Origin of the sequence: Citrobacter sp. wls829 (assembly GCF_005280825.1) — a bacterium.
In the GTDB taxonomy this organism is placed as follows: domain Bacteria; phylum Pseudomonadota; class Gammaproteobacteria; order Enterobacterales; family Enterobacteriaceae; genus Citrobacter; species Citrobacter gillenii.
The window spans coordinates 74,801-90,585 of the sequence record NZ_SZWP01000069.1 but is presented as its reverse complement, the minus strand read 5'-3'; the positions used below and the strand labels follow the sequence as shown (position 1 = coordinate 90,585).

The window sequence follows — 15,785 nt, the reverse complement described above, 5'->3', positions numbered from 1 at the left end:
TTACCCCTTGTTTGCAGCCCGGAAGCCATTTTCCAGGTCGGCAATTAAATCTTCGCCATCTTCAATACCGGTGGAGATACGCAGCAGCGTCTCAGAAATGCCGGCAGCAGCACGTGCTTCTGGTGCCATCCCCGCGTGGGTCATGGTCGCGGCATGGGAGATCAGGCTTTCGACGCCCCCCAGTGATTCTGCCAGCGTAAACAATGATAACCCGCCAAGGAAGTCGCGCAGCGTTTGCTCATCACCATCCAGTTCAAAACTCAACATCGCGCCAAAGCCTTTTTGCTGACGCGCGGCAATTTCATGCCCCTGATTATCCGGCAGTGACGGGTGATACAGTTTTTTCACCAGCGGCTGGGTTTGCAAATAGTCGACAATCGCCTGGGCGTTGCGTTGTGCCACCTCCATACGAGGTGACAGCGTACGCAGGCCGCGCAACAGCAGATAACTATCAAATGCGCCGCCGGTGACGCCAATATTATTCGCCCACCATGCCAGCTCAGTGACCAGTTCTGGATCTTTTGCAATCACCACGCCAGCCACGACATCTGAGTGACCATTTAAATATTTCGTGCATGAATGCAACACCAGATCGGCGCCCAATGCCAGTGGATTTTGCAGTGCCGGGCTTAAAAACGTGTTATCAACGACGCTTACCGCGCCAGCCTCACGCGCCAACTGGCAGATTTTCGCAATATCGACCACGCGTAACAGCGGATTACTTGGGCTTTCTACCAGCACCAACGACGGTTTCTCCGCCAACGCGGCCTTCAGCGCGGCTTCATTGCCTTGATCGACAAACAGCACGCGATAACACCCACGCTTCGCCAGACTGTCAAACAGGCGATAGCTGCCGCCGTAACAGTCGTGCGGCGCCACCAGCAGGTCGCCCGGCTTCAGGAACACCGTAGTTACCAGATGAATTGCAGACATACCGGTACTGGTCAGCACCGCACCCGCACCGCCTTCCAGCTCCGCCAGCGCACGCTGGACAACATCACGCGTCGGGTTACCGCGACGTGAATAGTCATGGGCCCGAGGCTCGTTGAATCCGGTAAAATTATAGGTGCTTGAAAGGTGAATCGGCGGGACAACGCAACCGTACTGCTCGTCGTCATTTAATCCGCTACGCACTGCGATGGTGGCCTGTTTACGCGTCATATTGAGGAGTTCCTGGCTGAGCCGGTGAATAGTCAGACCCCAGAGTAATCATTGTTACAATAGCCGTCAATACATCTGGACATCTAAACTTCTTTGCGTATAGATTGAGCAAATTCAAAATAGCCGTTAAAATTATATGCATTAGCGTACATCTGCGTCGGCTAACTTCGTGTCAGGGCCGCGCCACTACGATAAACTACGCACAGTTATGGTCCGGGCTCAGGTTCTGGCCTCAAATTTAATGACAAAGAGGATTAAGTATCTCATGGCTGAATGGAGCGGCGAATATATCAGCCCATACGCTGAGCACGGTAAGAAGAGTGAGCAAGTCAAAAAGATTACGGTTTCCATTCCTCTGAAGGTGTTAAAGATCCTTACCGATGAACGCACGCGTCGTCAGGTGAACAACCTGCGCCACGCCACCAACAGCGAACTGCTGTGTGAAGCGTTTCTGCATGCCTTTACCGGACAACCGTTACCCAACGATGACGATCTGCGCAAAGAGCGCAGTGATGAAATCCCGGAAGAAGCCAAGGTAATTATGCGTGAACTGGGGATCAACCCGGAGACGTGGGAGTACTAACTAGTTAAAACGGCGGCTGACGTTGCAAAAGATGAGAAGACGCGGGACTGCTCCCGCCTCTTCTCATCCTGTTTCTCCTAACGCATAACGCGCGATACAGAGCCTCATACCTTCACAAGGTTACTTACTAATACCATTAAGCTTATTCAATGTTTCTTCCATTTTGAGCGTTTCTTTACGGTTCAACGGATAGAAATAAATCAGCACGACCGCCGCCAAAAACAAGCATAAAGCCGGCAAGAGATTCGCCATCGTATAAATATTTTCCTGCACAATGCTGGTTTGCACCGCACCGCCGGTTGATGACGATTGATAACCAATGATCGCCAGCATAAAGCCACCAATGGCCCCTGCGCACGCCTGACCCACCTTGCGGGCAAAGAAGTTCACGCCATAAACGGTACCATCCTCACGATCGCCGGTGACATACTGGTGGTAGTCGCAAACATCGGTCATGAACGCCCAAATCATCAGGTTGAATAACCCCGCCCCCAGCGTCGCCAGGAACAGGAAAACCAAATAGACTTTCGCGTCGGTGATATGGGTAAAGTACATGATCACGTACATGACCACCGAAAAGAGCAGCGCACCTACGCTGGCTTCTTTCTTACCAAATCGCTTCGTGAGCCAGGATGCCGAGGGTGCCAGCAAAATCAAGGAACCAAAGGTAAACAGTAACGCGACAGACATCGCCTCTTTATTGTGGAAATAGTCATTAAACAGATAGGTCATATTGGTGCCGGAAAGCCCCTGATTAATCACGATCAGCAGATCCACAACAACTAAAACAATCAATGCTTTATTGCGTATCAACCCTTTCAGAAGCACCGACACGGGCATGCTATCTTTTCTTTCCACCCGCACGCGTTCCGTCGTTAAATGGCAGGTCAGCGTTAAAAAGATAAAGCCCAGTATTGCGCAACCAATGGAGATCCAGAAGAAGTGCTGCCCGGAAATCACCTGGCTTCCGTCCACCAGAGTGGTGTACATCAGGATAGGAATAAAAAAGCCGGTTGCCCCGCCGCCGATTGCGGACCCAACGCTGCGGTAGGTTGAAAGCGATACGCGATCTTCCGGGTTAGAGCTAATCGCCGCAGACATGGCACCATAAGGAATACTCACAGTCGATAGCAGTGAGCCGTAAATGAAATAGGAGACGCAGATGTAGATAATTTTCGCCGTATAAGAAAAGTCTTGTACAAACGGCAGAAACAGGACGACCGCAATGATACAGAATGGATACTTCATGCGGCGTACCCAAGGGTTAAAACGCCCATACGCCGTCAGTTTAGACGTATCACATAAGCGCCCTACGCCAACATCGACAAACGCATCAAAGAGTTTGGTCACAAAATAAAGTGAGCCAACAATAACGCCAGAAACACCGAGTACGTTGGTGTAATAAATCATTAAAAAGCTATTCACTAACCCAAGAATAAAACAGGTTCCCAGGTCACCACATAAATAACCAATTTTATCTCTGAATCCGAAAGGTCTGACGGCAATACTGCTATTGCTTCTAATCATAGTTCCATCATTGGACATGATGTCAACTCCTTAGATACACTATTCACGCAAATTATGCTTATATCCCGATACTCAGCGTAATAAACCGATGAGAAGAGTATTAGCGATCAGAAGTTATAACCGAGACCGACACGATAACGGGTCTGACGATCGTCTGTCGTTGTTGTGTTATAACCTGATGAAACATTACCGATTTCAACAAAAGGAACCCAGGAACCTATGTTATAAGCAACCCGGAAGTTATACTCATAATCTTCGCTTTTGTTGTTATATAAATCTTCACTATCGGCAATTTTATAAATGCCGTTCAGTTCAAACATCCAGTTATTGATGTTATAACCAACCCAGGCTTCAGGGCGATAAACCATACGGTCATCTTTACCCTCCGTGTTTCTACGCATGTACTCTTGACGATAGCGGAACGCGGTCCACCAGTTGTCATTGATGTTATACTGCACGCGAATATAAGGCTTATAAATCGTGATGTTATCGCCAGTCTCGATTGCAATACCCGGCTGCCAGGTAAGCCCCTGCGAAGTAAATTGATAGCTTGCTGTATACTCGTTGCCGTTACTTTCCATATTGTTCCACGCATCATTCGATTGCGAGTCATCGGAACGTGAGATAGCTTCGACTGCCACACCAAAACCGGTAGCAAAACGGTGAGACATATAAACACGGTCATAGTTACGACCATCGTCATAATATTCATGGCGGTAATCAACATAGCCTGCGTGTGCAGCTGCAGAGAATAATGGAATAAGTAATAATGCGGAGTTTAATTTCATAAACGTCCCTTCCCATAAACAATTAAGGAATGAATCCATATGACCTCCCTAAAAAGGATAATCAAATTGGATCTATGAATAATTTTAGATTTCCCAAAAATTGTATTTAAGCTGGAGGGACAAAACCTTTTAAATTTTGCCAAAAACTCAAATCAGTGGCAAAGACGTAAAGATAAAAACGATAAAGATCACCAATAGAAACATTTCACCGATAAAATAAAAACACCGTTTTATTTATGCATTGGTTTTACATTCACCGCAAGCATACATATTTCAGCACTGATTCACAGGTACAAAAAAAGCGCCTTACGGCGCTTTTTTCCGACAGCAAAAAACTTATTTGCTGGTACCCGGTACGCTGAAACGCTTGTTGAAGCGGTCAACACGGCCACCGGTAGCAACATCACGCTGTTTGCCAGTATAGAACGGGTGGCATTTACCGCACACGTCGAGGTTCAGATCGTGACCAACGGTAGAGCGGATTTTCATGACGTTACCGCAAGAGCAGTTTGCAGTAATTTCTTCGTATTTCGGATGAATATCTTTTTTCATGGGGAGAACCTCAGTTAAGGCCGCGTCGCTCTTCCAGCCCTAACGCCAGACACCACGCGATGTTAATTATTCCCCGTCACCTTTCACACTGCTGATGCGTTGCCTGCGTTCAATCACTCTGGTCACATAGTTCACTATGCTCCCAGAGATTCGCTCGCTTGCCGCCTTCCAGCCGCGCGAAACTCTCGGGTAATGGTCAGTATTTGACGCAATCAATTTGCATCAAAGGCGGCGAATCATACAGAAATTAGCCTGCTCATGCAAACTGATCCGCATTCCGCTCCTCACTAATGTGTATACTAACCCGCCAGAATTCAAGTCAGGATGATTCAATGCCCGTTGCTCACGTTGCCTTACCCGTCCCGCTACCCCGCACCTTTGACTACCTCTTACCGGAAGGTATGAGCGCCAAAGCCGGGTGTCGCGTGCGTGTACCCTTTGGCAAACAGCAAGAACGCATTGGCATTGTCCTGTCAGTTAGCGAGAACAGCGAACTGCCGCGGAGCGAATTAAAAGCGGTCATTGAGGTGCTGGACAGCGAACCGGTCTATTCGACCTCCGTCTGGCGCTTACTGCTGTGGGCCGCAGATTATTACCATCATCCCATTGGTGACGTGCTGTTTCACGCCCTGCCGATGCTACTGCGCCAGGGGCGTCCCGCCACCAACACGCCAATGTGGTACTGGTTTGCCACCGAAGAAGGCCATGCCACTGACCTGAACAACCTGAAACGCTCACCGAAGCAGCAGCAGGCGCTGGCAGCACTGCGACAGGGAAAAATCTGGCGGGATCAGGTGGCCAACCTCGAATTTAATGATGCGGCATTGCAGGCGCTACGCAAAAAAGGTCTGTGCTCCCTGGCAAGCGAAACGCCTGGATTCAGTGACTGGCGCACGCACTACGCCGTCTCTGGCGAGCGTTTAAGGCTGAATACCGAACAAGCCACCGCCGTTGGAGCTATTCACAGCGCATCGGACAGCTTTAGCGCCTGGCTACTCGCCGGCGTCACAGGTTCTGGCAAAACGGAAGTCTATTTAAGCGTACTGGAAAATGTCCTCGCTCAGGGCAAGCAGGCGCTGGTAATGGTGCCGGAGATCGGCCTGACGCCGCAAACCATCGCCCGCTTTCGTGAACGCTTCAATGCTCCGGTCGAAGTCCTGCACTCTGGTTTAAATGACAGCGAACGTCTTTCTGCATGGCTGAAAGCAAAAAACGGTGAAGCAGCAATTGTCATCGGTACCCGCTCATCGCTGTTCACCCCGTTTAAAAACCTCGGCGTAATTGTCATCGACGAAGAACATGACAGCTCCTATAAACAGCAGGAAGGCTGGCGCTATCACGCCCGCGACCTGGCGGTTTACCGTGCGCACAGCGAGCAGATCCCGATTATCCTCGGCTCAGCCACACCGGCGCTGGAAACGCTGTGCAACGTACGACAAAAAAAATATCGCATGTTGCGCCTGACGCGTCGCGCCGGAAATGCCCGTCCCGCGACGCAGCACGTGCTGGATCTGAAAGGTCAGCAGGTACAGGCCGGACTGGCCCCGGCGCTGATCGCCCGCATGCGTCAGCATCTGCAGGCTGATAACCAGGTTATCTTGTTTCTTAATCGCCGGGGTTTTGCCCCTGCGTTGTTGTGCCACGACTGCGGCTGGATTGCTGAATGTCCACGCTGCGATCACTACTACACGCTGCATCAGGCACAGCATCATCTGCGCTGCCACCACTGCGACAGCCAGCGCCCGATACCGCGTCAGTGCCCCTCCTGCGGCTCTACGCATATGGTTCCGGTTGGACTCGGCACCGAGCAGCTCGAACAGGCCTTAGCGCCGTTCTTTCCCGGCGTGCCGATTTCACGTATCGATCGCGATACCACCAGCCGTAAAGGGGCGCTTGAGCAGCATCTGGCGGAGGTCCATCGCGGCGGAGCACGCATTCTTATCGGGACGCAAATGCTGGCGAAAGGCCACCACTTCCCGGACGTCACGCTGGTGGCGCTGCTGGATGTGGATGGGGCATTATTCTCTGCTGACTTTCGCTCTGCAGAGCGCTTTGCCCAGCTCTATACCCAGGTATCCGGGCGCGCAGGACGTGCCGGGAAACAGGGCGAAGTGGTATTGCAGACGCATCACCCTGAACATCCGTTGCTGCAAACCTTATTGCATAAAGGCTATGACGCCTTTGCCGAGCAGGCACTGGCCGAGCGACAAACGTTGCAGCTTCCACCGTGGACCAGCCACGTGATCGTGCGGGCAGAAGATCACAACAACCAGCAGGCACCGCTGTTTTTACAACAGTTACGTAATCTGATTCAGGCCAGCCCGCTGGCCGACGATAAGCTGTGGGTATTGGGCCCGGTTCCCGCGCTGGCGCCCAAACGTGGCGGTCGCTATCGCTGGCAAATTTTGTTGCAACATCCGTCACGAATTCGACTGCAGCATATCGTCAGCGGCACGCTGGCGTTGATCAATACCCTGCCCGAAGCACGCAAGGTCAAATGGGTGCTGGATGTCGATCCCATTGAGGGATAAGCCCTCATGATGCGAGGCGGATCGTAAAATTAAATATCCATCACACTTTTTATGAAAATTCTGTAACTGCTTCGATTCACTATCTGATAAAAATGTTTCAGATGAAGGTTACCCAGGGACAGAGCTGCGCCAGCAGCGCCCTGGCGAGGAGAAAGAGTGAAACCGAACAAGCAGGTCACTGCCGCAACGATGAAAGATGTTGCCCTGAAGGCGAAGGTCTCCACGGCAACCGTTTCCCGTGCATTGATGAATCCAGACAAAGTCTCTCAGTCAACCCGTAACAAGGTTGAGCAGGCCGCTCTGGAAGTAGGATATTTACCGCAGTCAATGGGCCGCAACGTTAAGCGTAATGAATCACGTACCATCCTGGTCATCGTCCCGGATATTTGCGATCCCTTTTTCAGCGAAGTCATTCGCGGCATAGAAGTCACCGCCGCCGAGCAGGGTTATCTGGTGCTGATCGGCGATTGCGCGCATCAGAACCAGCAGGAAAAGACCTTTCTTAACCTCATTATTACCAAGCAAATTGACGGCATGGTGCTGCTCAGCTCACGCCTGCCATTTGATGCCAGCGTAGAAGAACAGCGCAATTTACCGCCGATGGTGATGTCCAATGAGTTCGCGCCTGAGCTGGAACTGCCCACCGTTCACATTGATAACCTCACCGCCGCCTTTAACGCGATGAACTATCTGCTGGAGTTGGGGCACAAACGCATCGGCTGTATCGCCGGACCAGAAGATATGCCACTGTGCCACTATCGCCTGCAAGGTTACGTTCAGGCGTTACGCCGCAGCGGGATTACCGTCGATCCGCATTTTATTGCGCGCGGTGATTTTACCTACGAAGCGGGGGCTAACGCGCTAAAGCAACTGCTTGAACAGCCTCAACCACCGACAGCCGTCTTTTGCCACAGCGACGTCATGGCGCTGGGCGCACTTTCCTACGCCAAACGCCAGGGACTGAAAGTGCCTGACGACCTGTCGATTATTGGCTTTGATAACATTTCACTGGCGGAATATTGTGATCCACCGCTGACAACCGTCGCACAGCCGCGTTTCGATATCGGACGTGAGGCTATGCTGTTACTGCTCGATCAACTCCAGGGGCAAAATGTCAGCAGCGGGTCACGTTTACTGGACTGTGAACTCATTATTCGGGGCACCACCCGGGCACTGACGTAAAGTAAAGTGCTTTCGGACTCCCCTGTCTGGTCAAAGGCCCGCCGCTTAAGTAACATGGCGGGCTGACGAACGAATAAATACAGCGAAACGATAGTGGCACAACGAGATTATGTACGTCGCGGCCAACCGGCACCTTCGCGGCGCAAAAAGAGCACCTCACGGAATAAGCAACGCAATACGCCTGCGGTTTCACCCGCGATGGTCGCTATTGCAGCAGCCGTACTCGTGACCTTTATCGGTGGTCTGTACTTCATTACGCATCACAAGAAAGAAGAGTCCGAGACGCTGCAAAACCAGAAAGTTACCGGCAATGGCATTCCGCCGAAGCCGGAGGAACGCTGGCGATACATCAAAGAGCTGGAAAGCCGTCAACCAGGCGTGCGTGCACCAACCGAACCCTCTGCGGGCGGTGAAGTGCTGAATGCCGATCAGCTGACCAATGAGCAGCGCCAGTTGCTGGCGCAAATGCAGGCTGATATGCGTCAGCAGCCTACTCAGCTCAACGAAGTTCCGTGGAATGAGCAAACGCCTGCGCAGCGCCAGCAAACGCTGCAGCGTCAGCGTCAGGTGCAGCAACAGCAATGGAGCAACGCGCAGCAGCAGGCTCAGCAGCCACGCCCTCGGGCAACGGAGCAGCCTCAGCAGCAGCAAACGCGTACCGCACAAGCCGCGCCGGTGCAGCAGCCTCGTCAAACGCAGCCCAAACCTGCGGCCCAACAGCCATACCAGGATCTGCTGCAGACGCCTGCACATACCGCTGCCGCTCAGCCGAAGACGCAGCCAGCAGCACCGATTACCGAAGTGCCGAAGCAGACTGCTGAGAAAAAAGATGAGCGCCGCTGGATGGTGCAGTGTGGGTCGTTTAAAGGGGCTGAACAGGCAGAAACCGTGCGTGCACAGCTGGCTTTTGAGGGCTTTAACTCCCGTATTACCACCAACAACGGCTGGAATCGCGTGGTTATTGGCCCACTCAAAGGCAAAGAAAACGCTGACAACACCATCAGCCGTTTGAAAGTAGCGGGTCACACAAACTGTATTCGACTGTCTGCCGGGGGTTGAAACCCCCAAAATCCCCCCCATCTATACTTGCATTACGCCCCGTACATCTGTGCGGGGCCTGAATTCCGTATTTGTAACCAAGGGGTCTGCTCGTGACAACAATAGTAAGCGTACGCCGTAACGGCCATGTGGTAATCGCCGGTGATGGTCAGGCCACACTGGGTAACACCGTAATGAAAGGCAACGTGAAAAAAGTCCGCCGTCTGTACAACGACAAAGTCATCGCGGGCTTTGCGGGCGGCACTGCGGATGCATTCACGCTGTTTGAACTGTTTGAACGCAAACTTGAAATGCATCAGGGTCACCTGGTGAAAGCTGCCGTTGAGCTGGCGAAGGACTGGCGTACCGACCGTATGCTGCGCAAACTCGAAGCGCTGCTGGCTGTTGCCGATGAGACTGCATCACTCATCATTACCGGTAATGGCGATGTCATTCAGCCAGAAAACGATCTGATTGCCATCGGCTCCGGCGGTCCCTACGCCCAGGCTGCGGCACGTGCTCTGCTTGAAAACACCGAGCTTGGCGCCCGCGAGATTGCTGAGAAAGCGTTGGATATTGCAGGGGATATCTGCATTTATACCAACCACTTCCATACCATCGAAGAATTGAACTCCAAAGCGTAAGGATCCCCCATGTCTGAAATGACCCCACGCGAAATTGTCAGCGAACTGAACAAACACATCATCGGCCAGGATAACGCCAAGCGTTCCGTGGCGATTGCTCTGCGTAACCGCTGGCGCCGCATGCAGCTCGACGAAGAGCTGCGCCATGAAGTTACGCCAAAAAACATTCTGATGATTGGCCCAACCGGCGTCGGTAAAACCGAAATCGCCCGTCGTCTGGCAAAACTAGCCAACGCACCGTTCATCAAAGTTGAAGCCACGAAATTCACCGAAGTCGGCTATGTGGGTAAGGAAGTTGACTCCATCATCCGCGATCTGACCGATGCTGCCATTAAAATGGTCCGCGTCCAGGCGATCGAGAAAAACCGCTTCCGCGCCGAAGAAATGGCGGAAGAACGTATTCTCGACGTACTGATCCCACCAGCTAAAAATAACTGGGGACAGTCTGAACAGCCTCAGGAACCTTCCGCTGCACGTCAGGCATTCCGTAAAAAACTGCGTGAAGGCCAACTGGACGACAAAGAGATTGAAATTGATCTCGCCGCTGCGCCGATGGGCGTAGAAATTATGGCACCTCCTGGCATGGAAGAGATGACCAGCCAGCTGCAGTCCATGTTCCAGAACCTGGGCGGCCAGAAACAAAAACCGCGTAAGCTGAAAATCAAAGAAGCCATGAAGCTGTTGATTGAAGAAGAAGCGGCGAAGCTGGTAAACCCGGAAGAACTGAAGCAAGACGCTATCGACGCCGTTGAGCAGCACGGGATCGTTTTTATCGACGAAATCGACAAAATCTGTAAGCGCGGTGAATCCTCCGGTCCGGACGTGTCCCGTGAAGGCGTGCAGCGCGACCTGCTGCCGCTGGTCGAAGGCTGCACCGTCTCGACCAAGCACGGCATGGTGAAAACAGATCACATTCTGTTTATCGCTTCCGGCGCGTTCCAGGTGGCGAAACCGTCCGACCTGATCCCGGAACTGCAGGGTCGTCTGCCAATTCGTGTAGAATTGCAGGCACTGACCACCAGCGATTTTGAGCGTATCCTGACTGAGCCTAACGCCTCCATCACCGTCCAGTACAAAGCACTGATGGCAACTGAGGGCGTTAATATTGAGTTCACGGAAGATGGCATTAAGCGCATCGCTCAGGCCGCCTGGCAGGTCAACGAAACCACCGAGAACATCGGTGCCCGTCGTCTGCACACCGTGCTTGAGCGTCTGATGGAAGATATTTCCTATGATGCGAGCGATTTAAACGGCCAAAGCATCACAATTGATGCCGAATATGTGAGCAAACATCTGGATGCGCTGGTCGCAGATGAAGATCTGAGCCGTTTTATCCTATAATCGCGTTCAATGCATTTTCATCACTGTTGATGGGGCTGATTAAGCCCCATTTTTATTGGCGCTAAATATGACTGAACAACAACAAATTAGCCGCTCACAAGCCTGGCTGGAAAGTTTACGACCTAAGACCTTACCGCTCGCCTTCGCGGCGATCATCGTCGGTACGGCATTAGCATGGTGGCAAGGGTATTTCGATCCGCTGGTGGCTCTGCTGGCATTGATAACGGCGGGGCTGCTGCAAATCCTGTCCAATCTCGCAAACGACTATGGCGATGCTGTCAAAGGCAGCGACAAGCCTGACCGCATTGGACCGCTGCGTGGCATGCAAAAAGGGGTGATCACCCAACAGCAGATGAAGCGCGCCTTAATGGTCACCGTGGCCTTAATTTGCCTGTCCGGCCTGGCACTAGTGGCGGTGGCCTGCCACACGATGGCTGATTTTGTCGGCTTCCTGGTGCTCGGTGGCTTGTCGATTATCGCAGCGATCACCTATACCGTCGGCAATCGCCCCTATGGCTACATCGGCCTCGGTGATATTTCCGTGCTGGTTTTCTTCGGCTGGCTGAGCGTGATGGGCAGTTGGTATTTGCAGGCCCATACGCTGATCCCCGCGCTGATCCTGCCAGCCACCGCCTGCGGTCTGCTGGCTACCGCGGTGCTCAACGTCAATAACCTGCGTGATATCAACAGCGACAGGGAGAACGGTAAAAACACGCTGGTGGTGCGTCTGGGGGCCGTGAATGCACGTCGTTACCATGCCTGCCTGCTGATGGGGACGCTGGTTTGCCTGGCGCTGTTTAATCTGTTTTCGCTGCAAAGTCTGTGGGGATGGCTGTTCATCCTGGCCGCTCCGCTGCTGATTAAGCAGGCGCGTTACGTGATGCGTGAGATGAACCCTGAGGCAATGCGCCCGATGCTGGAACGCACCGTAAAAGCGGCACTATTAACTAACCTACTGTTTGTGGTTGGAATTTTCCTAAGCCAGTGGTCTGTTTAACTGACAAATATCAATTAACAATTTCAATTTTTAGAATCGCATAACGCCTCGCAACCCTTACAAATAGAGGGTCGCGAGGTTTTTCCATGTTTTTCATATTTTCCGGAGATACCTCGGGGGGATACCAACGAACGGTAAACACCGTGACCTATAAGTACTAAAATCAGCGTTTCCCAGCTTACTTAACCGATCACGGGGCCTGAAGCCCAACCGTACGAGAGCATACGCTAAGTGCATTTTTTAAGCAGATTGGGCGAGTAAAGAAAATGAGGGTTTTATTTACTTTTTCCATTAATGCCAGTATCCGTGCGGTTTCCGGCATTAACTGTGCTAATAAACCCGGTAATCTAATCAACGTAAACCTGACCGACAACGCCACGACTTTGTAGATTTAAATTCATAAAGTTACGTTCTTAGCGTACGATCTCGTACGGTTGCTCCCCAAACCAGAGGGGCTTAACGCTAGAAGCGGCGTAGCCGCAGTTTGTGACAATTTCTGATATTTCCCGCATTTTTTAACAGGAAAAAATTTACTTTAAGGCGTATTAAGGTGTTTTTTATCAATGGATGATGTCTCCAATGATAAGGGAAATGAACGAGATAGACCGGGGCGGGTTACGGCTGTTTACGCTTGGTGAGATTAACTTGGCCCGTACCCTCTACGCTTTCACCATCCACTATAACGAAGTCTGGATCCACCGCAGCAGCTATCTACCTTTCAACCTCCAAAAGAACAACTACGCCATGACGCCCAACGGCGAATTGTACTTTCAGGAAGGTACTTATGAGCCTGACTTTTCACAGCCGCATGTTAATAACGATCGCGTTGGTGGGCAGCATCTTTTTTTACATGAAATGATGCACGTTTGGCAGCATCAGCGCGGGATGATGGTAAGGATGCGGGGCCTGTTCTCTTGGGCAGTTGATTACTATTACACGTTAGATAAGGCTATACTCTTGGATTACGGCTTAGAGCAGCAGGCTGCAATGGTGGCTGATTATTGGCTGCTTAAAACGTATGGATTCGGCAACCGCTCTGATTTGTATCGCCTCAAGGATTACGATCCATCTGAGCCTGTCCTTAGCCTCATATCCCGCTATGAGAAAGTATTAGGGAGGTTCCCGCATTGAAACACTACTTTCTCATTCCTGCCTTTTTTGCGCTGGCTGGGTGTGGCGCTGGCGACAGCGTTCCCCCATGGCGTAGTTTCCCTATTATAAATAATTCGCTTTGCTTCTCTGTTAATAAATCGGACGTTCTGAGCCGATACGGCGTTTATTCTGAGCAGGGGAATGAATACAAGACATTGGCGGAAAATTCGCATGTAGCTCTCTCCTATCCTGAAACGTGCTTAAAAATACCGATAACGCCGGGCTATATCTATGCGGCTTCATACACGTTGAACGGAAAGAATTACCGTTACAACTTTTTCATTGACAGAAACGGGCAAATATTAAGCACAAAATAAGGAGATCTATAAATGTCATTACCAGCTTATATGTATATTTATGATGAAAATGGACAGCTGATCAAAGGCAGTTGCATGGCGCTGGGCCGTGAGGGTGCAATTGAAATCATGAACAGCAGTTACGGTGTGTACCAAAACACATGCCGCAACACTGGTAAGCTGATGGGTTCGCGCGAACACAACGCTTTTACCCTGCACAAAGAGATCGATAAGACCTCGCCATATTTTGCGGTTGCAGTCTGCCAAAGTAAGCGGCTGCAAAAGGCAGTAATCCACTATTACGACATCAACGAGGCGGGTGTCGAATACGAGATTTACCGAATTACGCTTAACAACATCGTAATCATGTCCGTCAATGCTGCTCATGCTTATATGCCGGGTTCCCACACTCCGGGCATGATGGAAAATATCGCCATCACCTACTCAGGCATTGAGTGATTTTATATCGAAGGGAATATCAAATACGACGATGACTGGAGCCGCCCGGTTGGTTACAACCAGCAGCAGAGGTAAATCGAATTGGCAGGCAGATCTGCTGAAATAAAGACCACTTAGCAGACTGTCTGCAATACTCGTCGCTATTCCCGAACACGTTTACTTGCAATACGAGCGTACTTGGCCATCAAACCAATAATTCAACAACTTTATAGATTTAAATCATAAAGTTACGTTCTTAGCGTACATTTCCGTACGGTTGGGCTTCACCCCCCATCAACACATCAGTTTTATAGCCTGCTATAGCCCATTGTCTTACGGTATCAAGGGCCTTGAGCCAGTTGCCTAAATCATTATTTCTGATTTTAGTTGTTCTCCGTGTATTTCCATTCCAAAGCATTTTTGTACTTAAAATGGTTGTGGGCGGATCCGGTAACAATCTCCCACCATCTTTATCACGGTAGCTATCATATGCATAGCGATAGACAGCACGCAGAACACGTGCCCATAAATCAGCCTGGGCTTTACTGCCTTTTTCTTCACGCCTGAACGGGCCACCAAACCATATGCCCGCTCTCTGGCCTGCCCAATAGTCATATCCAGGAACTTGCCCAACGTCACACGGTAAAATTTTCCGTCGCGCTTTCGGGACACACAAAAACTTTTGCTGCCACTAGACGTAACGCGCAGCCGCACCCATTAACGACACTATCAGCATATTCAAGGCGTTTGCCGGCATCAGGGAACGGGGAGTTGCATCAGCACGGCTTTGGTGAATCTGATCGTTCTCATAGGGCTTTCTTTTATGCTCCAGCAATCTTCCGGAGATACCTCGGGGATACTTTACAGATGGAAATACGGGTAATTGTAGGTCAGTATCGGCTGTTTTAAAAATCAGCAATTAACTGTTTTTCAATGAAAAATACGAATAGTTATTGATCTGGACACTAATTAACAATTGATGATTTTGCCAACAGTACACATAGCGCGATATACTAAAAATTCTCGCAGCAACTGAACGTTGAGCCTATGAAATACGATACATCCGAGCTTTGTGACATCTACCAGGAAGATGTCAACGTCGTGGAACCACTGTTCTCTAACTTTGGGGGACGGTCGTCGTTTGGCGGACAAATCACCACGGTAAAATGTTTCGAGGACAACGGGTTGCTGTACGATCTGCTCGAACAAAATGGCCGTGGTCGCATTCTGCTAGTCGATGGCGGCGGCTCTGTCCGTCGTGCGCTGGTTGATGCCGAACTGGCGCGGCTGGCGGTACAGAATGAATGGGAAGGTCTGGTCATCTACGGTTCAGTACGCCAGGTAGACGATCTGGAAGAACTGGACATCGGTATCCAGGCAATTGCCGCTATTCCGGTGGGTGCCGCAGGTGAAGGCATTGGAGAAAGCGATGTGCGCGTCAACTTCGGTGGCGTGACGTTCTTCTCCGGCGACCACCTGTACGCCGACAATACCGGGATGATCCTCTCCGAAGACCCGCTCGATATCGAGTAATCGAAAAAGGCCATCAGCAAAT

15 protein-coding genes are annotated in these 15,785 nt (G+C 51.1%); 11 read left to right on the top strand and 4 right to left on the bottom strand.

What is annotated here, in order from left to right:
- On the bottom strand, nt 1-1,161 hold the full coding sequence (metB, locus tag FDW88_RS15075) for a cystathionine gamma-synthase (protein ID WP_137362855.1): 1,161 nt from the start codon (nt 1,159-1,161) through the stop codon (nt 1-3).
- Nucleotides 1,162-1,426: 265 nt separating this feature from the next.
- On the opposite strand from metB, the gene metJ reads away from it, so the two are divergent.
- Nucleotides 1,427-1,744, top strand: coding sequence for a met regulon transcriptional regulator MetJ (gene metJ, locus FDW88_RS15070; protein ID WP_003825168.1), 318 nt, complete (start codon nt 1,427-1,429; stop codon nt 1,742-1,744).
- Nucleotides 1,745-1,864: 120 nt separating this feature from the next.
- Here metJ and FDW88_RS15065 read toward each other — a convergent pair whose 3' ends face one another.
- The 3 genes from FDW88_RS15065 to rpmE form a co-directional block, all read right to left on the bottom strand.
- The gene (locus tag FDW88_RS15065) at nt 1,865-3,289 is read right to left on the bottom strand and encodes an MFS transporter (protein WP_117343663.1); all 1,425 of its coding nucleotides are present in this window, start codon (nt 3,287-3,289) and stop codon (nt 1,865-1,867) included.
- Between the two features lie 89 nt (nt 3,290-3,378).
- Nucleotides 3,379-4,059, bottom strand: a complete 681-nt coding sequence (locus FDW88_RS15060; RefSeq protein WP_096758810.1) for an oligogalacturonate-specific porin KdgM family protein — start codon at nt 4,057-4,059, stop codon at nt 3,379-3,381.
- A 336-nt stretch (nt 4,060-4,395) separates the two neighbouring features.
- Nucleotides 4,396-4,611, bottom strand: coding sequence for a 50S ribosomal protein L31 (gene rpmE, locus FDW88_RS15055; protein ID WP_096758811.1), 216 nt, complete (start codon nt 4,609-4,611; stop codon nt 4,396-4,398).
- 332 nt (nt 4,612-4,943) lie between these two features.
- Here rpmE and priA point away from each other — a divergent pair, with 332 nt between their 5' ends.
- The 10 genes from priA to rraA all read left to right on the top strand — a co-directional run bounded on the left by priA (nt 4,944) and on the right by rraA (nt 15,763).
- Nucleotides 4,944-7,142 (top strand): primosomal protein N', encoded by a 2,199-nt coding sequence (gene priA / locus FDW88_RS15050; protein ID WP_137362854.1) that lies wholly within the window; start codon nt 4,944-4,946, stop codon nt 7,140-7,142.
- A gap of 156 nt (nt 7,143-7,298) precedes the next feature.
- Complete coding sequence (gene cytR / locus FDW88_RS15045; RefSeq protein ID WP_117343662.1) at nt 7,299-8,324, top strand: DNA-binding transcriptional regulator CytR; 1,026 nt, start codon at nt 7,299-7,301, stop codon at nt 8,322-8,324.
- A gap of 93 nt (nt 8,325-8,417) precedes the next feature.
- Nucleotides 8,418-9,383, top strand: a complete 966-nt coding sequence (ftsN, locus tag FDW88_RS15040; protein WP_115259758.1) for a cell division protein FtsN — start codon at nt 8,418-8,420, stop codon at nt 9,381-9,383.
- 92 nt (nt 9,384-9,475) lie between these two features.
- Complete coding sequence (gene hslV / locus FDW88_RS15035) at nt 9,476-10,006, top strand: ATP-dependent protease subunit HslV (protein WP_003028805.1); 531 nt, start codon at nt 9,476-9,478, stop codon at nt 10,004-10,006.
- 9 nt (nt 10,007-10,015) lie between these two features.
- Nucleotides 10,016-11,347 carry an HslU--HslV peptidase ATPase subunit gene (gene hslU / locus FDW88_RS15030; RefSeq protein ID WP_096758815.1) on the top strand — a complete coding sequence of 444 codons (1,332 nt, stop codon included), beginning with the start codon at nt 10,016-10,018 and terminating at the stop codon, nt 11,345-11,347.
- Nucleotides 11,348-11,414: 67 nt separating this feature from the next.
- Nucleotides 11,415-12,344: a 1,4-dihydroxy-2-naphthoate polyprenyltransferase gene (menA, locus tag FDW88_RS15025; protein WP_137362853.1), complete on the top strand. Its 930-nt coding sequence runs from the start codon at nt 11,415-11,417 to the stop codon at nt 12,342-12,344.
- 579 nt (nt 12,345-12,923) lie between these two features.
- The gene (locus FDW88_RS15020; protein ID WP_137362852.1) at nt 12,924-13,475 is read left to right on the top strand and encodes a type IV secretion protein Rhs; all 552 of its coding nucleotides are present in this window, start codon (nt 12,924-12,926) and stop codon (nt 13,473-13,475) included.
- Entirely contained in the window at nt 13,472-13,813 is a 342-nt protein-coding gene (locus tag FDW88_RS22825) for a putative T6SS immunity periplasmic lipoprotein (protein ID WP_220137863.1), read from the top strand. The genes FDW88_RS15020 and FDW88_RS22825 overlap by 4 nt, the downstream gene beginning before the upstream one ends.
- A gap of 12 nt (nt 13,814-13,825) precedes the next feature.
- Complete coding sequence (locus tag FDW88_RS15010) at nt 13,826-14,251, top strand: type VI secretion system tube protein Hcp (RefSeq protein ID WP_249354892.1); 426 nt, start codon at nt 13,826-13,828, stop codon at nt 14,249-14,251.
- Nucleotides 14,252-15,277: 1,026 nt separating this feature from the next.
- Nucleotides 15,278-15,763: a ribonuclease E activity regulator RraA gene (gene rraA, locus FDW88_RS15000; protein WP_115259760.1), complete on the top strand. Its 486-nt coding sequence runs from the start codon at nt 15,278-15,280 to the stop codon at nt 15,761-15,763.
- Nucleotides 15,764-15,785: the final 22 nt, after the last annotated feature.

Coding starts and splice junctions, on each gene's coding strand:
- rpmE (WP_096758811.1), bottom strand. CDS start 4,611: ATGAAAAAAGATATTCATCCGAAATACGAAGAAATTACTGCAAACTGC.
- menA (WP_137362853.1), top strand. CDS start 11,415: ATGACTGAACAACAACAAATTAGCCGCTCACAAGCCTGGCTGGAAAGT.
- FDW88_RS15020 (WP_137362852.1), top strand. CDS start 12,924: ATGATAAGGGAAATGAACGAGATAGACCGGGGCGGGTTACGGCTGTTT.
- FDW88_RS15010 (WP_249354892.1), top strand. CDS start 13,826: ATGTCATTACCAGCTTATATGTATATTTATGATGAAAATGGACAGCTG.
- metB (WP_137362855.1), bottom strand. CDS start 1,161: ATGACGCGTAAACAGGCCACCATCGCAGTGCGTAGCGGATTAAATGAC.
- FDW88_RS15065 (WP_117343663.1), bottom strand. CDS start 3,289: ATGTCCAATGATGGAACTATGATTAGAAGCAATAGCAGTATTGCCGTC.
- FDW88_RS15060 (WP_096758810.1), bottom strand. CDS start 4,059: ATGAAATTAAACTCCGCATTATTACTTATTCCATTATTCTCTGCAGCT.
- metJ (WP_003825168.1), top strand. CDS start 1,427: ATGGCTGAATGGAGCGGCGAATATATCAGCCCATACGCTGAGCACGGT.
- priA (WP_137362854.1), top strand. CDS start 4,944: ATGCCCGTTGCTCACGTTGCCTTACCCGTCCCGCTACCCCGCACCTTT.
- rraA (WP_115259760.1), top strand. CDS start 15,278: ATGAAATACGATACATCCGAGCTTTGTGACATCTACCAGGAAGATGTC.
- hslU (WP_096758815.1), top strand. CDS start 10,016: ATGTCTGAAATGACCCCACGCGAAATTGTCAGCGAACTGAACAAACAC.